This window comes from Nonomuraea sp. NPDC047529 (genome assembly GCF_040642995.1).
GTDB lineage: Bacteria > Actinomycetota > Actinomycetes > Streptosporangiales > Streptosporangiaceae > Nonomuraea.
This window is the reverse complement of record NZ_JBEYTJ010000006.1, coordinates 301403-320195: the sequence shown is the minus strand read 5'-3', so window position 1 is coordinate 320195 and position 18793 is coordinate 301403. Positions and strand designations below refer to the sequence as shown.

20 protein-coding genes are annotated in these 18793 nt (G+C 72.8%); 11 read left to right on the top strand and 9 right to left on the bottom strand.

Going from position 1 to position 18793, the window contains the following annotated elements:
* The 3 genes from ABZ815_RS13115 to ABZ815_RS13105 form a co-directional block, all read left to right on the top strand.
* Positions 1–1536 (top strand): ABC transporter permease (locus ABZ815_RS13115; RefSeq protein ID WP_357697228.1); only part of this gene is annotated, 1536 nt, incomplete at its 5' end.
* Positions 1537–1576: 40 nt separating this feature from the next.
* On the top strand, positions 1577–2767 hold the full coding sequence (locus tag ABZ815_RS13110) for a sensor histidine kinase (protein WP_357697226.1): 1191 nt from the start codon (positions 1577–1579) through the stop codon (positions 2765–2767).
* Positions 2755–3396, top strand: coding sequence for a response regulator transcription factor (locus tag ABZ815_RS13105; protein WP_357697224.1), 642 nt, complete (start codon positions 2755–2757; stop codon positions 3394–3396). Before ABZ815_RS13110 ends, ABZ815_RS13105 begins: the two co-directional genes overlap by 13 nt.
* 22 nt (positions 3397–3418) lie before the next feature.
* Here ABZ815_RS13105 and ABZ815_RS13100 read toward each other — a convergent pair whose 3' ends face one another.
* The gene (locus tag ABZ815_RS13100; RefSeq protein WP_357697222.1) at positions 3419–4189 is read right to left on the bottom strand and encodes a hypothetical protein; all 771 of its coding nucleotides are present in this window, start codon (positions 4187–4189) and stop codon (positions 3419–3421) included.
* A 49-nt stretch (positions 4190–4238) separates the two neighbouring features.
* Entirely contained in the window at positions 4239–4691 is a 453-nt protein-coding gene (locus tag ABZ815_RS13095) for a MarR family winged helix-turn-helix transcriptional regulator (RefSeq protein WP_357697220.1), read from the bottom strand.
* Between the two features lie 108 nt (positions 4692–4799).
* Here ABZ815_RS13095 and ABZ815_RS13090 point away from each other — a divergent pair, with 108 nt between their 5' ends.
* On the top strand, positions 4800–5243 hold the full coding sequence (locus tag ABZ815_RS13090) for a MarR family winged helix-turn-helix transcriptional regulator (RefSeq protein ID WP_357697217.1): 444 nt from the start codon (positions 4800–4802) through the stop codon (positions 5241–5243).
* A gap of 211 nt (positions 5244–5454) precedes the next feature.
* Positions 5455–6681, top strand: coding sequence for a cytochrome P450 (locus ABZ815_RS13085; protein ID WP_357697215.1), 1227 nt, complete (start codon positions 5455–5457; stop codon positions 6679–6681).
* A gap of 51 nt (positions 6682–6732) precedes the next feature.
* Here ABZ815_RS13085 and ABZ815_RS13080 read toward each other — a convergent pair whose 3' ends face one another.
* Positions 6733–7296, bottom strand: coding sequence for a TetR family transcriptional regulator (locus ABZ815_RS13080; RefSeq protein WP_357697213.1), 564 nt, complete (start codon positions 7294–7296; stop codon positions 6733–6735).
* Between the two features lie 78 nt (positions 7297–7374).
* On the opposite strand from ABZ815_RS13080, the gene ABZ815_RS13075 reads away from it, so the two are divergent.
* Positions 7375–8232 carry an SDR family NAD(P)-dependent oxidoreductase gene (locus ABZ815_RS13075; protein ID WP_357697211.1) on the top strand — a complete coding sequence of 286 codons (858 nt, stop codon included), beginning with the start codon at positions 7375–7377 and terminating at the stop codon, positions 8230–8232.
* 33 nt (positions 8233–8265) lie between these two features.
* On the opposite strand, the gene ABZ815_RS13070 is transcribed toward ABZ815_RS13075, so the two are convergent.
* The 3 genes from ABZ815_RS13070 to ABZ815_RS13060 all read right to left on the bottom strand — a co-directional run bounded on the left by ABZ815_RS13070 (position 8266) and on the right by ABZ815_RS13060 (position 10540).
* Positions 8266–8889, bottom strand: coding sequence for a TetR/AcrR family transcriptional regulator (locus tag ABZ815_RS13070; protein WP_357697209.1), 624 nt, complete (start codon positions 8887–8889; stop codon positions 8266–8268).
* A gap of 97 nt (positions 8890–8986) precedes the next feature.
* Positions 8987–9475 (bottom strand): DUF6653 family protein, encoded by a 489-nt coding sequence (locus ABZ815_RS13065; RefSeq protein WP_357697206.1) that lies wholly within the window; start codon positions 9473–9475, stop codon positions 8987–8989.
* A gap of 93 nt (positions 9476–9568) precedes the next feature.
* On the bottom strand, positions 9569–10540 hold the full coding sequence (locus ABZ815_RS13060; protein ID WP_357697204.1) for a YafY family protein: 972 nt from the start codon (positions 10538–10540) through the stop codon (positions 9569–9571).
* 62 nt (positions 10541–10602) lie between these two features.
* Between ABZ815_RS13060 and ABZ815_RS13055 the strand changes: the two genes are divergently transcribed.
* The 4 genes from ABZ815_RS13055 to ABZ815_RS13040 all read left to right on the top strand — a co-directional run bounded on the left by ABZ815_RS13055 (position 10603) and on the right by ABZ815_RS13040 (position 15186).
* Positions 10603–11589 carry an NADP-dependent oxidoreductase gene (locus ABZ815_RS13055; protein ID WP_357697202.1) on the top strand — a complete coding sequence of 329 codons (987 nt, stop codon included), beginning with the start codon at positions 10603–10605 and terminating at the stop codon, positions 11587–11589.
* Positions 11586–12638, top strand: coding sequence for a winged helix DNA-binding domain-containing protein (locus ABZ815_RS13050; protein ID WP_357697200.1), 1053 nt, complete (start codon positions 11586–11588; stop codon positions 12636–12638). Before ABZ815_RS13055 ends, ABZ815_RS13050 begins: the two co-directional genes overlap by 4 nt.
* A gap of 522 nt (positions 12639–13160) precedes the next feature.
* Complete coding sequence (locus ABZ815_RS13045) at positions 13161–13787, top strand: TetR/AcrR family transcriptional regulator (protein ID WP_357697197.1); 627 nt, start codon at positions 13161–13163, stop codon at positions 13785–13787.
* Positions 13788–13815: 28 nt separating this feature from the next.
* The gene (locus tag ABZ815_RS13040; RefSeq protein ID WP_357697195.1) at positions 13816–15186 is read left to right on the top strand and encodes a hypothetical protein; all 1371 of its coding nucleotides are present in this window, start codon (positions 13816–13818) and stop codon (positions 15184–15186) included.
* 17 nt (positions 15187–15203) lie between these two features.
* On the opposite strand, the gene ABZ815_RS13035 is transcribed toward ABZ815_RS13040, so the two are convergent.
* From ABZ815_RS13035 to ABZ815_RS13025, 3 genes are read right to left on the bottom strand one after another with little or no spacing between them, the layout of a single operon-like run.
* A complete protein-coding gene (locus tag ABZ815_RS13035; RefSeq protein WP_357697193.1) occupies positions 15204–15689 on the bottom strand; it encodes a pyridoxamine 5'-phosphate oxidase family protein in 486 nt (161 codons plus the stop codon).
* The gene (locus tag ABZ815_RS13030; protein WP_357697191.1) at positions 15686–17119 is read right to left on the bottom strand and encodes an MFS transporter; all 1434 of its coding nucleotides are present in this window, start codon (positions 17117–17119) and stop codon (positions 15686–15688) included. Before ABZ815_RS13030 ends, ABZ815_RS13035 begins: the two co-directional genes overlap by 4 nt.
* Before the next feature lie 39 nt (positions 17120–17158).
* Entirely contained in the window at positions 17159–17689 is a 531-nt protein-coding gene (locus tag ABZ815_RS13025) for a hypothetical protein (protein WP_357697189.1), read from the bottom strand.
* Between the two features lie 169 nt (positions 17690–17858).
* On the opposite strand from ABZ815_RS13025, the gene ABZ815_RS13020 reads away from it, so the two are divergent.
* Positions 17859–18773 carry a LysR family transcriptional regulator gene (locus tag ABZ815_RS13020; RefSeq protein WP_357697187.1) on the top strand — a complete coding sequence of 305 codons (915 nt, stop codon included), beginning with the start codon at positions 17859–17861 and terminating at the stop codon, positions 18771–18773.
* Positions 18774–18793: the final 20 nt, after the last annotated feature.

Genomic DNA, 18793 nt, shown 5'->3' with positions numbered 1-18793 from the left:
GCCACCCCGCGCCAGGTGCGCCGGCTGGTGGCCGTCCAGGCCGTGGCGGCGGCGCTGCCGGCCGTGCCGCCCGGGGCCGCGCTCGGCTACTTCCTGGCCGCCCGCTTCGGCGAGCTGCTGGCCGGGATCGGGCTGGTGCGCGCGGACCAGCCGCTGGTCCACGGGCCGCTGCCGGCCGTGGCGGCGACCCTGCTGCTGCTCGGCGTCACGCGGGTGGCGGCCTGGGCGGGCTCGCTGCGGGTCTCGCGCATGCCGGTCGTCTCCGGGCTGCCCGAGCCGCGCACGCCGTCGCCGGCGCGGACGCGCGCGGGGTTGCTGCTCATGCTCGCCGCCCTGGTGCTGTCCGCGATGCCGCTGGTCGTGCGGAGCGAGGCGGCCGTGATCGGCCCGAGCACCGCCGCGATCGTGGCGGTGATCGGCCTGGCCCTGGCCGGGCCGCGGCTGGTACAGGGGGCGGCGCGGGCGGTGTCCGGCTCGCGGCTCATGACGCGGCTGCCCGGCCCGCTCTGGCTGGCGGTGCACAACTGCCACGGGTACGCGCTGCGCACCGCCGGAGCCGTGGCCGCCCTCGGCATGGTCGTCACGCTCGGCCTCAGCGTGGTGCTCACCCAGACCACGATGGCCAGGGCGCAGTCCGACGAGGCCGCCATGGGCCTGCGCGGGCTCGTCACGATCAGCGCTCCCGGCCTCGGCGGCGTCCCGCGCGACCTGCTGGCCGACGTGCGGTCGCGGACGAAGGCGGCGGGCATGGCGATGACGACCGTGGTGACCGAGCCGCTCCTGGCCGGTGACAGCCCCGCCCTGATGGCCAGACCGGCCATGGCGCTCGGCCCGGACGCCGAGGGCCTGGTCGACCTCGACCTCGCGGACGGCCGGCTGTCCGGGCTCAAGGGCGAGACCGTCGCGGTGGACGAGCACCTGGGCCGGGTCGGCCAGACCATGGACGTGATCATGGGCGACGGCGCGCGGGTGCGGGCGCGGGTGGCCGCCACCTACCGTCGGGCCCTCGGGTTCGGCCCGATCGTGGTCTCCCGCGACCTGGCCACCGCGCACACGACGACCGGCCTGGACAGCGCCGTGCTGGCCCGTCCCGCCGACTTCGGCGACCTCGCGCGCCGCGCCGAGCTGCGCTTCGACAGCCGCGCCGCGGGACCGCAGGCCGCCATGGCCTCGGCGCAGACGCTGGTAAACGTCGCCGTGCTCGCCGTGCTGCTGGCCTACGTGCTGGTGGCGGTCGCCAACCGGCTGGTGGCGACGACGACCGCGCGCCGCGAGGAGTTCGCCGGTCTGCGCGCGATCGGCCTGACCCCGCGTCAGCTCAGGCGCGTGGTGCGCTGGGAGGCGCTGCTCGTGGGAGCCGGGGCGTCGGCGTCGGGGCTGGTGCTGGCCGCCGTGCCGCTGGTGCTGCTGAGCGTGGGCTTCCTGGCCCGTCCGCTGCCGGCGGGGCCGTTGTGGCTGGTACCGGCCTCTATTCTGGGGGCGATGACGATTGTGTCCCTGGCCATGGAGCTACCCGCCCGGAAGATCATGAATTGATGTGAAGAATCTGTGGCGGTTTGTTCGGTATCACCTGATCGTGTTCGCGTCGGCCCTGGCGGCCATGGTCGCGCTGGCGGTGCTCGTCGCGGGCGTCCTGCTCGTCCCGGTGGGCGGGGTGGGGCTCGTCCTGGTGCCGCGCATGATGGCGGTGCTGCACAGGTGGACCGAATGGCAGCGCGTGCAGGCCGGCGCGGTGCTGGAGGTCGACGTCCCGCCGCGCCCGGCCCCGCCCGCCGCGGCCGGGGTGCGTGACCGGTGGCGGCAGCTCCTCCTGGGCCCGCGGTCCCGGCGCGACCTGCGCTGGACGGCGCTGCACGTCGCCGTGGGCCTGCCCGTCGCGCTGGTCGCGCTCGGGGTGGCCGGGCTGCTGGTGAACCCCGTCCTGGAGGCCCCGCTGTGGTGGCTGTTCCCGGCCGACGAGCCGCTGCGGCTGCTGCTGGCCTTCCCGGTGACCGGGTGGGAGCGGGCGATCGGCATGGGCGTCGCGCAGGTCGTCCTGGCCGCGCCGCTGGCCTGGTGGGCGCTGCCGAGGCTGGCCCGTCTGCACGCCCGCGCCTGCCTGGCCGCGCTCGCCCCGTCGGAGGCCGACCGGCTGGCCGAGCGCGTCGGGGAGCTGACCGAGAGCAGGTCGAACGTCCTCGACGCGCACGCCGCCGAGCTGCGCCGCATCGAGCGCGACCTGCACGACGGCACGCAGGCGCGGCTGGTCGCCATCGCGATGCGGCTGGCGATGGCCCGCGAGGCGCTCGACGACGACGGCGGGCCCGTCGGCCGGCTGCTGAAGGACGCGCATGAGGGAACCGAGGAGGCGATGACCGAGTTGCGCCAGGTGATCCGCACGATGTATCCGCCGATCCTGGCCGACAGGGGGCTGGCCGGCGCGGTGTCCGCCGTGACGGCGCAGGCCGGCCTGCCCGTCGAGACGGACGTGAGCGGCCTCGGCGCCGTGCCCGCCGCGGTCGAGACGGCGGCCTACTTCATCGTCGCCGAGGCGGTCACGAACGCCACCAAGCACAGCGGCGCCGCCCGCGTCGCCGTACGGCTGGCGTCGGGACGCGTGCTGCGCATCGAGATCAGCGACGACGGCAGGGGCGGCGTGGACGAGAGCCGCGGCACCGGCGTCACCGGCATCCGCAGGAGGGCCGCCGCGCTCGACGGTACGGTGAGCATCGACAGCCCCTCCGGAGGGCCCACCCGTCTCGTCGTGGAGTTGCCGTGCGCGTCGTGATCGCCGAGGACAACGTCCTGCTCTCCACCGGGCTGGAACTGCTCCTGACCAGCAAGGACATCGAGGTGGCCGCGGTCGTGCCGGACGCCGACGGCCTGCTGGACGCCGTCACCGAGCACCGCCCCGACCTGGTGATCGCCGACGTGCGGCTGCCGCCGTCGTTCCGCGACGAGGGCATCAGGGCCGCCGTCGCCCTCCGGCGCGCCGACCCCACTCTGCCCATCCTGGTCCTGTCCCAGTACGTCGAGCGCGTCTATGCCCGCGAGCTGCTGGCGCACGGCTCCGGCGGCGTCGGCTACCTGCTGAAGGACCGGGTCAGCCGGGTGGGCCAGTTCGTCGAGGACGTCCGCCGGGTCGCCGCGGGCGGCACGGTCATGGACCCCGAGGTCATCGCCCAGCTCATGGTCGGGCGCGGCGACGGCCTGGACAGCCTCACGGGCCGGGAACGCGAGGTGTTGTCGTGGATGGCCCATGGCCTGAGCAACACCGAGATCGGCGAACGGCTGACGATCACCGACAACGCGGTGCACAAGCACATCGGCAGCATCTTCGCCAAGCTCGGCCTGGCCGTCTCCGACGGCGGCCACCGCCGCGTCCTGGCCGTGCTGACCTTCCTCGACGACCGCTGACGGGCCCCGGCCGGACGTCCGCCTACGCGTGCGGGTTGGGCCGTACCGTGGCCTCGGGCACGTGTCGCCGCGCCAGTTCGGCGTGGACCGGGCAGGCCGGTCGCCCCGCCGGGCCGCCGGGCAGGTCGACCAGCAGGCCGTGCAGGTTCGCCGGGTCGCACGGCTGACCGTCCTCGATCTTCCCGGCCCAGGCGTCGTCGTGGTCCGCGCCGCGGACGAGTTCGCACACGTTGCCGAAGCGGGTGGCCTCGTTCACCGCGGCGCGCGCCGCCTTCAGGGCTTCGACGGCCGAGGCCAGGTGGCGGCGCGCCGCCGGGTGCAGGAGGCGGTCGCGGTCGGCGGCCACGCCGTCGGTCTCGTCCCGCAGGTTCTCGACCGCTTCCAGCACTTCCATCAGGTACAGGGTCGCGTCGCCGTCGCGCTCGATGCGCTCGTAGGCGTCGTCGCGGCGCAGGCAGGGGTCGGCGGCGCGGGCCGTGGGCCCCAACCGGCCGGGCGTGGCGAGCTTGCGCGACTGCAGGACGAGCACGGGCGTGAACAGCAACGGGCGGTTGCCGTCGGCGTCGGCCTCTCCGGTGGCGATCGGCTCGCCCGGCGCCGCGAGGCCGCCGCGCTCGCCGACCGGCAGCAGCTCGGCTCTGGCCACGACCGCCCATCCCGCCGAGCTGCCCGGCTCGTGGCCCGGCTCGATCTCCTCGGCGTCGATCTGGACGGGAGTCCCCGTGGGGAACCTCCCGGCGAGGTCGGCGAGGTCGTCGGTGGTGCCTACGATGCGCACCTGCTCCTGTTCCATAGTCATTTCTCCTTGCCCGGCGAGGAAACCCGTACGCGCCGGCCCCGGTTCACGTCGCGTCCTGATCGTCGGCGACCACTCGCCTGAGCAGGTCGAGCATCATCTTCGATTCCGCCGGGGAGAGGGCGCGCAGCAGTTCGTCCTGGGCGTCGGCGATCAGGGCGCCGAGCCGCTCCAGATGTTCCTTCCCCTCGGGGGTGAGCGTGACGATGTTGCGCCGGCCGTCGGCCGCGTCGGGACGCTGCCGCAGGAATCCCCGCTCGACCATCGTGTTGACGCCCGTCACCACGTCGCTGCGGTCGATCCCGGTGCATCTGCCCAGATCGGCCTGGCTGGACGGGCCGTACTCGTCGAGGGCCGACAGGATCGCGAACTGGCGCCGGGAACTCGTGCCGGCCAGCGCGCGGTCGGTCAGCCGGTTGGCGGCCATCGCCGTCTGGTTGATCACCCAGCTCGGCAGGGCGCGCAGCCGGGCGGGGGTCGGGTGCGGGGCGCGGTTCACGTCGCCAGGCTAGTCGATTGTTGGTGGGGCCATCAAATGTGTGTATTGTTGGTGTCACCATCATTGGTGGCACCAACAGAAGGCGCCGCCGGCACGAAGGAGACCCCCATGACCGTGAACCCCGGACCGCGCCCCAGCCTCGGCCGCGCGCTCGGCGAGACCGCACGCCTGATCGGCAGGCTGCACCGTCGCGCCCTCGCGGACTTCGACGTGGACTTCCCCACCTGGATGGTGCTGACCCTGCTCAAGGAGGCGGCCGCCCCCCTGCCCGCGGACGAGGTGGTGAGGGAACTCGACCGCCGTCTCGACCTGGCCGGGCCGGACGCCGTACGGGTGCTCGAACGCGCCGCGACGGCGGGGCATGTCGCGTACCGGCCGGGGAACGCCCCCGCCACGGCAGAGCTGACCGAGGCGGGCGCGGCCTACTTCGCGGCCCTGTACGCGCATGCGCGCGAGATCACGGACGCCGCCTTCGAGGGCATTGATCCGGCCGAGCTGGACACCGCCCTCACGGTGGTGCTCACGGCCGGAGAACGCGCCGCCACACTGTGACGCCCCCGGCCCACGCGCAGAAATCAGGCGCTTGACTTAAGGCGGCCCGCGTTGGTTGTCTGGATCTGACAAAGGAGAGTGCTGGTGCGTCACGCCGGAAGTCGATGAGCGCCGCGTGGGCCCACGCCACCCGCGCGCCCTGGCCGGCCCCGACGGCCCCCGCCACCACCGGCCCGGCCGGCCGGACCCATCGAGCGGAAGGAACACCGTCATGACGGCACTCCCGGACCAGGACACCTCCGGCACGTTGCCCGAGTTCCCCGGTGTCAGGGCGGCGGCGTGCCCGTTCGACCCGCCGCCCGCCTTGCAGGCGCTCCAGCGGGACACGCCGCTGACCCGGGTACGGCTGCGCGACGGCGGCACCGTATGGCTGGTCACCGGGTACGCCGAGCAGAAGGCGGTGCTGAGCCATCCGCAGGTCAGCTCCGACATCACCCGGCCCGGCTACCCGCTGCCGACGCTGTTCCCCAGACGCCCCGACAGCTCGATCAGCTTCATCCTCATGGACGACCCCGAGCACCACCGGTTGCGCCGCATGGTGCAAGGGGCGTTCACCGTCAAACGGGTCGAGACCATGCGCCCGGCCGTCCAGCGCATCGTCGACGACCTCATCGACGACCTGCTGGCCGGGCCGAAGCCGGTCGACCTGGTGGAGGCGTTCGCGCTGCCGGTGCCATCGCTGGTGATCTGCGAGCTGCTCGGCGTCCCGTACGCCGACCACGGCTTCTTCCAGGACAACAGCAAGATCATCGTCAAGCGGGACGTGTCGGTCGAGGACAGGGCCGCCGCGGGCGGGCGGCTGAGGCAGTATCTGGACGGGCTCGTCGGCGACAAGCTCGACCACCCGGGCGACGACCTGCTGTCGCAGGTGGCCGCCCGGGTCACGGCGGGCGAGCTGACCAGGCAGGAGGCGGCCCAGATGGGCGTGCTGCTGCTCGTGGCCGGCCACGAGACCACCGCGAACATGATCGCGCTCGGCACCCTCGCGCTGCTCCGCCACCCCGGGCAGCTCGCCCGGCTGCGCGAGGGCGACGACCCCGCGCTGATCGCGGGCGCGGTGGAGGAGCTGCTGCGGTACCTGAACATCACCCACGGCGGACGCCGCCGGGTGGCCAAGGAGGACATCGAGGTCGGCGGCCAGGTCATCCGCGCGGGCGAGGGCATCATCGTGGCCAACGACATCGGCAACCGCGACCCCGAGGTCTTCCCCGCGCCGGACGAGCTGGACGTGCGCCGCGACGCCCGCCGGCACGTGGCCTTCGGCTTCGGCGTCCACCAGTGCCTCGGCCAGCCCCTGGCCCGGATGGAGTTGCAGGTCGCCTACGGCACCCTCTACAAGCGCGTCCCCACCCTCGCCCTGGCCACCGACTTCGAGACGATCCCCTTCAAGCACGACGGCCAGGTGTACGGGGTGTACGAACTTCCCGTGACCTGGTGACGACGACGCCGGCCCGGGTGTCGAGCCGGCCGCCGGAGGCCCCCTGGCGTCTCAGCTCAGGAACGCGGGCCGGAGCAGGGTGAAGATCCGGTCCGCCAGGGCTTGCCGGTCGGCGGAGCCGTCCGCGCGCAGCCATTCGCGGGCCACCGCGTCGAGTGCCGCTCCGGCGGCCGTCGCGGCCAGGTCCGCCTCCAGCGTGGACAACCCGCGCTCGGCCAGCGCCTGGATGATCCGGGTGCGGGCGTGGTCGCGTTTCTGCAGGAGCCTGGCGCGCAGCGCGGGGGTGGACTCGATGAGCCGCATCACCTCGACCTGACTGTTGATCCGCGTTTCCCAGTCGCGCAGCACCGCGTGCAGGCACTCCCAGGGCCCTTCCCCCGGCGGCCGGGCCGAGATCTCCTCGGCGACCTGCTCCGCCATCGTCTCGACCTCGCCGAAGACGACGTCCTCCTTGCTCGGGAAGTAGCGGAAGAAGCTGCGCTTCGAGATGCCGGCCGCCTGGGCGATGTCGTCGACGGTCGTCTCGTCGAACCCGCGCTCGGCGAACAGCTCCAGCGCCCGGGTGGCCAGTTCGACGCGTACGGCGCGCCTCGTGCGATCCCGCAGACCTTCCATGGACGGTTACTCTACACCCATTGCCGTATGTGGCACTCGATGTCATATTGAGTGCAACGCTCTACACAGGAGGGTCTCATGCGAGGAAAGACCGCGCTGATCACCGGCAGCACCGGGGGCATCGGCAAGGAGACGGCGCGCGGGCTGGCCGCGCTCGGCGCCCGGGTGATCTTGGTGGGCCGCGACCCCGAACGCGTCCGGCAGGCGGTGGACGAACTGCACGCGTCCGGCGGCCAGGCCGAGGGCGTCGCGGCGGACGTGACCCGCCGCCGTGACGTGGCCGCGCTCGCCGCCCAGGTGGCCGAGCGCTGCGACCGGCTGGACGTGCTGGTCAACAACGTCGGCGCGAGCCCGCCCCGCCGTACGCTGACCGAGGACGGCGTGGAGGTCACCTTCGCCGCCCACGTGCTGGCGCCGTTCACGCTCACCCGCCTGCTGCTGCCGCTGCTCGGCGGCCGGGTCGTCAACATCACCGGCGGCATCCCCGGCGGGCCGATCGAACCGGACAACCTGCAGGCCGAACGGCGCTATCTGGGGTGGACGTTCAGCCAGTACAACCACACCAAGACGATGCTGATGGCGATGAGCCTGCGCTTCGCCGAAAGGGTCGCCGGCACCGGCGTCACGGTCAACGTGGCCTACCCGGGGCACGGCCACACGCCGATGAACCGGTCGATGACGGCTGCCGGGTTCCCCTACCTCTACCGGCCGGTCGTCCCGCTGCTGCGGGTGGCCGCGCCGCGGCTCTTCGGTGACCTGAGCAAGCCGGCCCGCTCCAGCATCCACCTGGCCTCCAGCGCCGAGGTGGAGGGGGTGAACGGCGCCTACTTCAGCATGAAGTGCCGCCGCGTGGAGTGGCCGGCCAGTGTCCTGGATCGGGGCAACCAGGACAGGGTGTGGGCGTTGTGCGAGAGCCTGACGCGAGAGACGGTCTGAGACCCGGCGGGAAGCGACCGCCTCCCGACCCCTTCACCCACCCGCCGTGCCCGCCTGGGTGAGGCCGGCGGCGACGATGTCGATGAGCAGGTCGAGGATCTTGGGGTGGTGGGCGGGGTCGCCGAGCCGTTCGCCGAACATCGGCACCAGGAGCACGCACTGCAGGACGCCGATGATGACGGCGGGTTCGACGGCGACCAGTTCGCCCTCGGCCCGGTGGGCGGCGACGTACTCCACCAGGGCGGTGGCGGGGCTGTCGGACATGGCGGCGATCCGCTCGGGCTCCAGCTTGCGGGCCACGGCCTGCATCTCCTCCGGATGGGTCATCAGGCGGCGCCACAGCGGGTTGACGGCCAGTTCGTCGATGGTGGCGTGCAGGAAGCGGCGCAGCCCCTCGCGGGGGTCGTCGGTGCTCAGCAGCGCGCCGTCGATGACCCGGCGCCTGACCTCGCCCGCCTGCTGGAGCATCAGCTCCAGATACAGTGCCTCCTTGGAGTCGAAGAACACGTAGAAGCTGCTCTTGGCCACTCCGGTGGGGGCCATCAGCTCCTCCAGGGACGTCTTGCGCAGCCCCTGGCTGGTGAACAGCTTCCGGCCGGTCGCCAGCAGCAGGGCGCTGATGCGGGTCTTCTCCTCGGCGGTGAACGCGGGCGGCATCGAAGACGGTCCTTCCTTCAGGCGAACAGATCGTTCATATGGTTTCACGGGCGCGTGCGGACGCGGTCGGGCGCGGCCTTCCGGTCAGGGGCGGGAGTCACTCGGCGGCGCCACGCCGCAGCCCTTCTTCGTAGATGGCGACGAAGCGGTCGATCTGCCACAACTGGGAGACGAAGATCAGCGCCCAGCCGAAGACGGCCGGCCAGGCCTCGACGCGGACCAGGCCGTACACCATGATCGCGGCGCCGACGGCGGCCATGGCGATCAGCCACCGGATGGCCGGCCGGTGCGCCTCGGCCGCCAGGGAGTGGTCGGCGGCGTACATCTTCTCGCCGTAGATGCCCTTCGACGCCCAGCTGCGCGGCTCGTGGACCGGCTTGAACGCGTGCGGGTTGAGCCACATCCAGATCACGCCCACCGCGACCGGGGCCAGGGCCCACCAACCGAGCTCGTCGCGGAAGTAGATCGGCAGCAGGATCGGCGCCAGGCCGGCCATCCGGGTCCACACGCTCCAGGCGTTGGCGTGCCGCTTCCAGGAGTCGTCGTCGAGACCGAACGTCGCCGCGGCGGCCTGGGTGAGCTTCATGGTTGCTCCTCCAGAGGGGGGTTCGCCGGGAACCTCCCGGCCATGCATCCATAAAACCAGTCTGGCGATTTGTTTTCAACTTGTCCTGTGACCTCAGGTTTCGGCGGGAGCAGGCGACTTCTCGACGGCGTCGAGGAACCGGGTGCCCCAGTCCCTCAGGTGAGCGACGAACTCCGGCGGCTGGAGCACCTCGAACGCGGCGCCGACGTTGCCCAGCGCCTGCGTGGGCCAGTCCAGGCTGGTGGAGATCATCGTGAGCCGGCATCGATCCCGGCCGACCGGTTCGATCTCACCCCATTGGCCGACCATCCGGCGTACGTGCTCGGCGGGTGCGTGAACCAGCGCGACGACCGTGCGGGCGGCCGGAACCTGGGCCGCGGTGCGTACGAACGCGGCGGCGTCCCCGCCGGGCAGCGGCCGCGGCAGGAAGGGGGCGCCGGTGTTGCGCGGCTCCGCCAGCCGGTCGAGGCGGAAGCTGCGCCAGTCGTGCCTGGTCAGGTCGTAGGCCACCAGGTACCAGCGGCCCCCGAGCGCGACGAGGCGATGGGGTTCCACCTCACGTTCGGTCTGCGCGCCGCCGCGTGTGGTGTAGCGGAAGCCCAGCCGTTCCTGGTCCCGGCACGTCTGGGCGATCAGCGTCAGCACCTCCGCCGGGATCACCGGCCCGGCGGACGCCGCCGAGACGGTCATCGCGCGCAGCGCGTTCACCCTGGTCCGCAGGCGAGGCGGCAGGACCTGCACGACCTTGGTCAACGCGCGCACCGCAGCCTCGTCCAGCCCCGCGATCCCGCTCTGCGCCGCGTCTCCCATGCCGACCGCCAGCGCGACCCCCTCCTCGTCGTCGAGCAGCAACGGCGGCAGCACGGCCCCGGGCTCCAGTTGGTAGCCGCCGTCGGTGCCCCGGGAGGCGCGTACCGGATATCCCAGCTCACGCAGGCGATCGACGTCCCGGCGCAGCGTGCGTTCCGACACCCCCAGCCGATCGGCGAGGTCCGCCCCCGGCCAGTGGCGGTGCGTCTGGAGCAAGGACAGGAGCGTGAGCGTGCGGGAGCTGGTGTTGGCCATAGGTCCATTGTCCGGGCACTTCCGGTCAAAAACTGACCGGAAGCCTCTCTACGGTGGACACCATGATGAACCACGAGATCCAGTTGACCGCCCAGATCGCCGGCGTCCCCGGCCCCGAGCACTTCACCGTCGCCCGGACGGAGATCGAGGGCGACGTCGTCGTCCGCACCGACTACTTGGGGCTGGCCGCCACCTACCTCGAACTCATGCGGGCCGACTGCCACCTGCCGATCCCGGCCTGGCAGCCCGGCCGGCGGGTGGGCGTGACGGCGATCGGCACCGTGCTGAGCTCGGCCGACCCCGCACTGAAGGAGGGCGATCTGGTCCAGTCGATGAGCGGCTGGAGCACGTACTCGGCGGGGCCGGCGGCCTCGTACGTCAAGCTGGACCCGGCCGCCTATCCCGACCCGAGCTACCACCTGGGCCAGGGCCCCACCGCCTACCACGGCATCGCGGACGTGGCCGAGGTCGGCGAGGACGACGTCGTGTTCGTCTCCGGCGCGGCCGGCGGCGTCGGCTCGCTGGCCGGGCAGATCGCCCGCAACCTGGGCGCCAGGAAGGTGATCGGCAGCGCGGGCAGCCAGGCCAAGGCCGACTACCTCGTGGACGAGCTCGGGTTCGACGCCGCCTTCGACTACCACCACGACCCGGCCGCCGCGCTCAGGGAACTGGCCCCGGAGGGCGTCACCGTCTTCTTCGACACCGTGGGCGGCGCGCTGTACGACGCCGCGCTGGAGGCCGCCGCGCCGGGCGCCAGGTTCGCCCTCTGCGGATCGTTGTCCACGCAGCTCGGCGCCGCGACCGACCGCTTCCCCGAGCCCGACCGCGACGCCGCCCTGGCCAGAGGGGTCGAGCTGCTGCCGTTCTCCTGCCATCACACGCCCGACCAGGTCGCCGCCTGGCACCGCCACTTCCGCACGGCGCTCGACCAGGGCCGTTTCGTCTACCCGCGGACCGTGGTCGAGACCGGCATCGACGGCGTGCCCGGCGCGTTCCTGGCCATGCTGCGCGGCGAGTACCGGGGCAACGTCTCGGTACGGCTGGCATGACCGCCCTGTCCCGCCGGGCGCTCAACCGGGCCCTGCTCCAGCGGCAGTTCCTGCTGGAGCGGTCCGGCCTGCCGGCCCTGGAGGTGATCCGCCACCTGGTCGCCATGCAGGCGCAGGAGCCGAACTGGCCCTATGTCGGCCTGTGGACCCGGCTCCGCCGCTTCACCCACGCCGACCTCACCACGCTGCTCACCGAGGGGCGGGTGGTGCGTTCCGGCTTCCTGCGCAGCACGATGCACCTCACCGCGGCCGACGACTTCCGCCGGCTGCGGCCGGTGTTGCAGCCCGTCCTGAACCGGACCGCCGGCTCGGCGCACTTCCGGCGCAACAACGCCGGGCTCGACGCCGGCACGCTGGTGGCCGACGGACGCGCCCTGCTGCGGACCGGGCCGCTGCCCAGAAAGGAGCTGGCCAGGCGCCTCGCGGCGCTCCACCCGGGCCGCGACAGCCGGGTCCTGGCCGGTGAGATCGAGCTGCGCACGCCGCTCGTCCACGATCCGGCCACCGCGTCCTGGGGCGGCTGGGGCACCCGTTCGTCGGTCACGGTCGGCGCCGCCCCGGTCGACGCCGTCCGCCCCGCCGCCGTCCGCGACCTGATCCGCCGCTACCTGGCCGCCTTCGGCCCGGCCACCGTGGCGGACGTCCAGGCGTGGTCCGGGTTGACCCGGCTGGACCAGATCGTCGCGGAGATGGGCCCGGAGCTGCGCCGTCACACCGGCCCCGACGGTCGGCGGCTGCTCGACCTGCCCGACGCGCCGCTCCCCGCCCCCGACACCCCTGCCCCGGTGCGGCTGCTGCCCGCCTACGACAACGCCCTCCTGGGCCACGCCGACCGCGGCCGCATCGTCGCCGACGCCGACCGCAGGCACGTCGCCCCCGGCCAGGCCAGGGTGCTGCCCACGGTGCTCGTCGACGGCTTCGTCCGCGGCACCTGGTCCTGGACCGCGGGCGAGGTACGGGTGACGCCGTTCCGTCCCCTCTCGCCGGAGGAGCGGCAGGCGGTCGACGACGAGGTCGGCCGGCTGCTGCCGTTCCTGTCACAGCGCTGAACCCGGCGTTGAGGTGCGGATGTCCTTCGGCGGGAAGGGAGGACGCCGGGTGATCCAGGTTCGCCGGCGACCGTCGGACGGCCGGCGAACCTGCGGCGCGGGATCGCCGCCGAGGTGGCGGGGTTCATGCTCAAGGACGCGGCCGCGGACGAGCTCGCGTCGGCCACCGTCAGCCGAGCGAACTGACCCGCAGGCTCCCTCCTCGCCGAGCGGGCGGTGGCCGTCGTTGGCGCCCCGCAGCCGCATCCGTCCGTCCCGGACGTGCGCCTCCACATGGCAGGTACGCGCCGCGGAGTGGCGTACGACGTTGGTGGCGGCTCGCGCAGGACGGTGGCCGGCAGCCCGTCGGTCTCGGCCGGCAGCGCCCCGAGTACAACACCCGCGACGGGCAGGAGGGCGACTGGCTGCACCCCCAATGACGCCGGACTCGACGCCATGGCCGGGCGCGGTCGACCTCGGCACGCTCTGAATCAGCGAAACTTCCAGTTGCTGGAAGTTTCTAGCGAGAGTATATTTACCCGCATGCAGGAGTCGCGGCGGGAGCGGAAGAAACGGGAGACCCGGCAGCGCATCGTGTCGGCGGCCATCGCCCTGTTCGAGGAGCAGGGCTACGAGCAGACCACCGTGACGCAGATCGCCGCGGCGGCCGACGTCGACCCCAAGACGTTCTTCAACTACTTCCGCACCAAGGACGAAGTGCTCTTCGTCGACCTGGAACGCGACTTCGACGTGCTGGCCGGGGCCATCGCGGACCGCCGCCCGGCGGAGGGCCCCGGCGAGGTGCTGGCCAGGGCGGTCGAGCTGTACGCCGCCCACCGCCGGCCCAAGGTCCCCGTCAAGGAGGCCGAGGAGCTGGCCGGCGTGACCCGGCTGGCCCTGACCACGCCGGCGCTCCAGGCCAAGGGGCTCTACCTGCTGCTCGACCTTCAGCAGCGCGTCACGGACGAGCTGCTGAAGGCGTTCCCCGGCCTCGACCCGGTCACCGCGGCCGCGATGACCGGGGCCCTGATGGGCGCCATTCAGCAGGCGGGCCTGGCCAGCGTCCGGCTCGGCCGGTCGCAGGAGGAGTTGTGGGCGGCCGCCAGGCACGGCGTCGAGGTCGCCATGCGCGGCCTGCTCTCGGTGCCGCCGCCCACCCCTGGCCCTTGACGCATCACCGGAGACAGGAGCGACGATCATGGGGGAAAGCGTCCGGCGGCTCGCCCGCGACATGCGGCGCGCCGTACGGGAAGGCCCTGAGGCGATCGCGCTGCGGCGGCGGGCCCGGCTGGCCGAACTGGTGCGGCACGCCCGCGCCCACTCGCCCTACTACCGCGAGCTGTACCACGACCTGCCGGAGGGGGCCGACGACCCGGAACTGCTCCCGGTCACCGGCAAGCAGGCGTTGATGGCCCGCTTCGACGACTGGGCCACCGACCGCGAGGTGACCCGTGAGCGGGTCGAGGCGTTCGTGGCCGACCCCGATCTCGTGGGCCACCGGTTCCTCGGCCGTTACCTGGTCACCACGACCACCGGCACCAGCGGGCAGCGCGGCCTGTTCGTGCAGGACGACCACTGCCTGGCCGTCCACACCGCCACCGGGCTGCGCACCGGCGCCGGGTTGTCGGCCCGCGACGTGCTGCGCACCCTCGCCCGCGCCGGCCGTACCGCCGTCGTCACGGCGCCGCGCGGCCACTTCGCCACCCTCGCCGGGCCGGCACGGGCGGCCCTGGACCGGCCGTGGCTCGGCCGGTTGATGCGGGTCGTCCCGACCGACCAGTCGATGGAGAGCATGGTCGACGAGCTCAACCGGTTCGATCCGGCGAGCGTCGCGGGGTTCGTGGGGCTGCTCACGCTGCTGGCGGGGGAGCAGGAGGCCGGGCGGTTGCGCATCCGTCCGGCGCTCGTCATCCCCGGCGGCGAGACGCTGAGCCCGCAGGCCCGGGAACGCCTGGCCACCGCGTTCGGCGCGCAGGTCCGGGCAGCCTATGCCTGCGGCGAGTGCGGTTTCCTCACGTCCGGCTGCCGGGAGGGCTGGTACCACGTCAACAGCGACTGGGTCGTCCTGGAGCCGGTCGACGCCGACCACCGGCCGGTGCCGCCCGGGCAGCTCTCGCACACCGTCCTGATCAGCAACCTCGCCAACCGGGTCCAGCCGATCCTGCGCTACGACCTCGGCGACAGCGTCCTGATGCGGCCGGACCCCTGCCCGTGCGGCAACCCGCTGCCGGCCGTCCAGGTGCAGGGGCGCGCGGCCGATCTGCTCACCTTCCCCGCCGAGGGCGGCGAGCGGGTCGGCATCTCCCCCATGTCCTTCAGCACCGCGCTGGCCGTGCCCGGCATGGACCAGTTCCAGCTCGTCCAGACCGCGCCCACCGTCCTGCGGGTACGCCTGCGGGCCGCCGGCGGCGCCGACGCGGACCGGGTGTGGCAGGCCGCCCGTGACCGGGTCGTCCACCTGCTCACCGAGCACAGAGCCGGTCACGTCACGATCGAGCGCGCCGGGGAGCCGCCGGAGCAGTCGGCCGGCGGGAAGTACCGCAAGATCATCCCGCTGCCGGGTCCCTGACGGCGTCCGGGGGCCTCTCAGGCTTTGTCCGTGGCCTGCCAGATGCGGCTACGCAGGTCCATGCCCCGGATGACCTGGACGCGCCAGGTGTCCAGGCGCAGCACGTGCAGCTTCGGATCGGCGGGCGAGCGCCAGAAGTCGCCCAGGTCGTAGCCGGCCCCGGGCGGGCTGGTCCGCCGGTAGAGGTCCCACACGTGGCGTTTGACGTCCAGGTCGTCCACCCACTCGGCCACGGTGTCGACGGCGACGGAGTCGTTGCCGGGCATCCAGTACGAGAAGTTCGTGTGCGGGTTCCCGGCGATGTGCGCCGCCTTGACGGGGGTCCTGTACGTGGCGAGCCAGCCGAGCGGCCGGCCGTCGACGTTCTCCCAGACGGGGATCAGCACCCTGGTCCTCGGCCGTCCCTTGGCGTCCACGGTGACCATGGTGGCGTACCCGATCCGGCCGATGGAGGCGTTGAACTCGTTCTCGATCTCGGCGAACGATCGTACCCGCACGGTCATGAACGGCTCCCGAGGTCGGCGGCCGGCCGGGTGCGGCGCAGGCCGAAGGCGGTGACCAGCACGCCCAGCGCGGCGGCGGCGATCGGCACGTACAGCGCGGTGTGGAAGCTGTCGAGCATCCCCTGCGGCGAGGTACGGCCGGCGGTCGCGGCCGTGGCGACGGCGGTGACCACCGCGAGCCCCAGACCCGCGCCGAACTGGAAGGACGTGTTGAGCAGGCCGCCCGCCAGGCCCTGCTCCTCCTCGGCGATCCCGTCGGTGGCGGCGATCGTCAGCGGCCCGTAGACCAGCGCGAACGCCAGCCCGAGCAAGATCATGGTCGGGAACATGGCGGCGTACGTCCAGTCCAGGGCGATCGGCTGGAACAGCGCGTAGGCCGCCGCGGCCAGCAGCAACCCCCCGAAGATCACCCGGACGTTGCCGAAGCGGTTGACCAGCCAGGGAGTGAGCGTCGGCGCCAGGACGGCGTCCACGCCGATGGCGAGCAGGGCCAGCCCGGTCTCCAACGGCGACCAGCCGCGCAACTGCTGCAGGTAGAGCACCGCGATGAACTGGAAGGCGAAGAACGAGCCGGAGAACAGGACGGCGCCCAGGTTCGCGCGGACGAGCGGGCCGGACCGGAAGATGCCCAGCCGCACGAGCGGAGAACGTGACCTGCGCTCGATGAGCACGAACGCGGCCAGCGACGCCAGGCTCGCGGCCGGCAGGAGCGCCGTCGTGACCCATCCGGTGTGCGCGGCCCGTTCGACGGCGAGGACGAGCAGCAACACCGAGGCGGTGACGCTGATCGCGCCCGCGAGGTCGAACCCGGACCGGGAACGGGCCGAACGGTCGTCCTTGGGCACCAGGACGAACGCCCCGGCGAGGATCGCGGCGGTCAGCAGGACCGGCGCGAAGAACACCCAGCGCCAGCTGATCGCGGTCAGCAGGCCGCCGACGACCAGGCCGAGGGAGAACCCGGCGGCGGCCGTGCCCGCGTAGACGAGCAGCGCCTTGTTGCGCAGCCGGCCCTCGGGGAAGCCGGTGGTGATGACGGACAGGCCGGCGGGGGTGAGGAAGGCCGCGGCGATGCCCTTGACCAGGCGGGACAGGATCAGCGCCCAGCCCTCGGTGGCGAACCCGCCCACCCCGGAGAAGACGAGGAAGACCGCCAGCCAGAACAGGAACATGCGACGGCGGCCGAGCAGGTCGGCGGCGCGGCCGCCCATGAGCATGAAACCGCCGTAGCCGAGCACGTACGCGCTGACCACCCACTGAAGTTCGCCGGTGGTCATGCCCAGCTCGGCCTGGATCGACGGCAGGGCGACGCCCATCATCGAGACGTCCACGCCTTCGAGGAAGATGGCGCCGCACAGGACGAGCAACATCGCCCAGGCTCGCCCGCTCATGCGGTCGGGCACGGTGTGGGCGCCCGGTCGTTGCAACAACATGACTTGCTCCTTGATCGGTCGATGGGTACGGCCGGGTGGTTATGCCGGGTCCGGGGCCGGCCCGGTGAGGGCGGGGATGATCCCGAGGTCGCTCTGGAAGACGAGGTTGTGCAGGTCTGCGGAGGCGATGGCCCGCAGTGTGGGCAGTTCCGCCGCGGCGTCGTCCTCGGTCGTGACGTTCAGCGGCCACTGGCCGACGGTGCCGCCCTGCAGGTGCGGGAGGTGGAGTCCGGCGCCGTGGAAGGCGTGCAGGCGGACGGGGTTCACGCCGGCGGCCCGCTGCGCCGGCCAGGACAGCTCCCACAGGGCGTCCAGGCCGCGTTCGAGGGTCCGACGCACGCCGGTGGCGCTGGTCAGCCCGGTTTCGAGGAGCAGGTGGGTGTTCAGCTCCTCCAGGGCCCGGCGGGCGTGCGGATCGATGAGCGGCACCGCTCGCAGGAACAGCAGATCCGTGTCCTGCCGGGTCCGGGCCGGGCGGCCCGGTGGCCGGTCATGGAGGTGGTCGCGCAGGTCGGCGAAATGCCGTCGCAGCGCGGTCAGATGGGGAGGAGATGTGACGGAGAGGGTCATACGATTCCTGTCCGGTGGCAGTGCTCCGCAAGGGACGCACGCGAAAGGGGATCGGGCCGGACGTGTCGACGTCGTTCCGGCATATCCACAATCGAAGATTCCGTTGTCCGGAACAAGGACGATCTGCGGCAGAATCGGTGATGCAAACTAATCGATCGAGGTCAAGGCGATGGAACGGCAAGAGATCGAGGCATTCCTGACGCTGGCCGAGGAGCTGCACTTCGGGCGTACGGCCGAACGGCTCGGGCTGGCCCAGGGCCGCGTCAGCCAGATCATCAAGAAGGTGGAGCGGACCATCGGCGCCCCGCTGTTCGAACGCACCAGCCGCCGCGTCACGCTCACCCCGATCGGCCGGCAACTGCGCGACGGACTGCTCCCCGGCCACCGGCAGATCCAGCGGGCCGTCGCCGAGGCCCGCGTCGCCGCGCGCGGCCTGACCGGCACGCTCCGCGCCGGCTACTCCGCCCCCTGGTGCGCCGAGATCCTCATCGCCGCCGCCGACCTGCTCCACGTCCGCAACCCGGCCGCCCAGGTGCAGGTCACCGAGGTCCAGCTCTACGATCCCCTCGGCCCGCTGCGCGCCGGCGCCCTCGATCTCCAGCTCACCGAGCTCCCGATCGACGAACCCGACGTCACGGTCGGCCCCGTCGTCTTCAGCGCGCCCCGCGCGCTCATCGTCCCGGTCGGGCACCCCTTCGCCGAGCGTGCCTCGGTCTCGTTGGAGGACTACGCGGCCGAACCGATGATCACCGTGGGCGGCGGCGCCGTCCCGGCCTACTGGCACGAGCACCACTACCCGTCCGCGACCCCGTCCGGCCGGGCCGTGCCGAGGGGGCCCGTCGCCACCTACTGGCACGAGATCCTGCCGCTGGTCAGCAGCGGCAAGGGCGTCTCACCCACCTGCCTGTGGGCCGCCCCCTACTTCGCCCACCCGGGCATCGTCCACGTCCCCCTCGACGACGCCCCGCCGATCGAGTACGGCATCCTCTGGCCGACCGCCCGCGACACACCCGCCGTCCGCGCCTTCGCCGACCTCATCCGCCAGGCCGCCGCCCGACGCACGGACCACTCGAGCGGCCAGTAGGCCGCAAGCGGGTCGCACGG

Coding starts and splice junctions, on each gene's coding strand:
- ABZ815_RS13085 (WP_357697215.1), top strand. CDS start 5,455: ATGACGGCACTCCCGGACCAGGACACCTCCGGCACGTTGCCCGAGTTC.
- ABZ815_RS13030 (WP_357697191.1), bottom strand. CDS start 17,119: ATGTTGTTGCAACGACCGGGCGCCCACACCGTGCCCGACCGCATGAGC.
- ABZ815_RS13035 (WP_357697193.1), bottom strand. CDS start 15,689: ATGACCGTGCGGGTACGATCGTTCGCCGAGATCGAGAACGAGTTCAAC.
- ABZ815_RS13090 (WP_357697217.1), top strand. CDS start 4,800: ATGACCGTGAACCCCGGACCGCGCCCCAGCCTCGGCCGCGCGCTCGGC.
- ABZ815_RS13060 (WP_357697204.1), bottom strand. CDS start 10,540: ATGGCCAACACCAGCTCCCGCACGCTCACGCTCCTGTCCTTGCTCCAG.
- ABZ815_RS13040 (WP_357697195.1), top strand. CDS start 13,816: ATGGGGGAAAGCGTCCGGCGGCTCGCCCGCGACATGCGGCGCGCCGTA.
- ABZ815_RS13055 (WP_357697202.1), top strand. CDS start 10,603: ATGATGAACCACGAGATCCAGTTGACCGCCCAGATCGCCGGCGTCCCC.
- ABZ815_RS13025 (WP_357697189.1), bottom strand. CDS start 17,689: ATGACCCTCTCCGTCACATCTCCTCCCCATCTGACCGCGCTGCGACGG.
- ABZ815_RS13065 (WP_357697206.1), bottom strand. CDS start 9,475: ATGAAGCTCACCCAGGCCGCCGCGGCGACGTTCGGTCTCGACGACGAC.
- ABZ815_RS13020 (WP_357697187.1), top strand. CDS start 17,859: ATGGAACGGCAAGAGATCGAGGCATTCCTGACGCTGGCCGAGGAGCTG.
- ABZ815_RS13080 (WP_357697213.1), bottom strand. CDS start 7,296: ATGGAAGGTCTGCGGGATCGCACGAGGCGCGCCGTACGCGTCGAACTG.
- ABZ815_RS13075 (WP_357697211.1), top strand. CDS start 7,375: ATGCGAGGAAAGACCGCGCTGATCACCGGCAGCACCGGGGGCATCGGC.
- ABZ815_RS13050 (WP_357697200.1), top strand. CDS start 11,586: ATGACCGCCCTGTCCCGCCGGGCGCTCAACCGGGCCCTGCTCCAGCGG.
- ABZ815_RS13100 (WP_357697222.1), bottom strand. CDS start 4,189: ATGGAACAGGAGCAGGTGCGCATCGTAGGCACCACCGACGACCTCGCC.
- ABZ815_RS13045 (WP_357697197.1), top strand. CDS start 13,161: ATGCAGGAGTCGCGGCGGGAGCGGAAGAAACGGGAGACCCGGCAGCGC.
- ABZ815_RS13070 (WP_357697209.1), bottom strand. CDS start 8,889: ATGCCGCCCGCGTTCACCGCCGAGGAGAAGACCCGCATCAGCGCCCTG.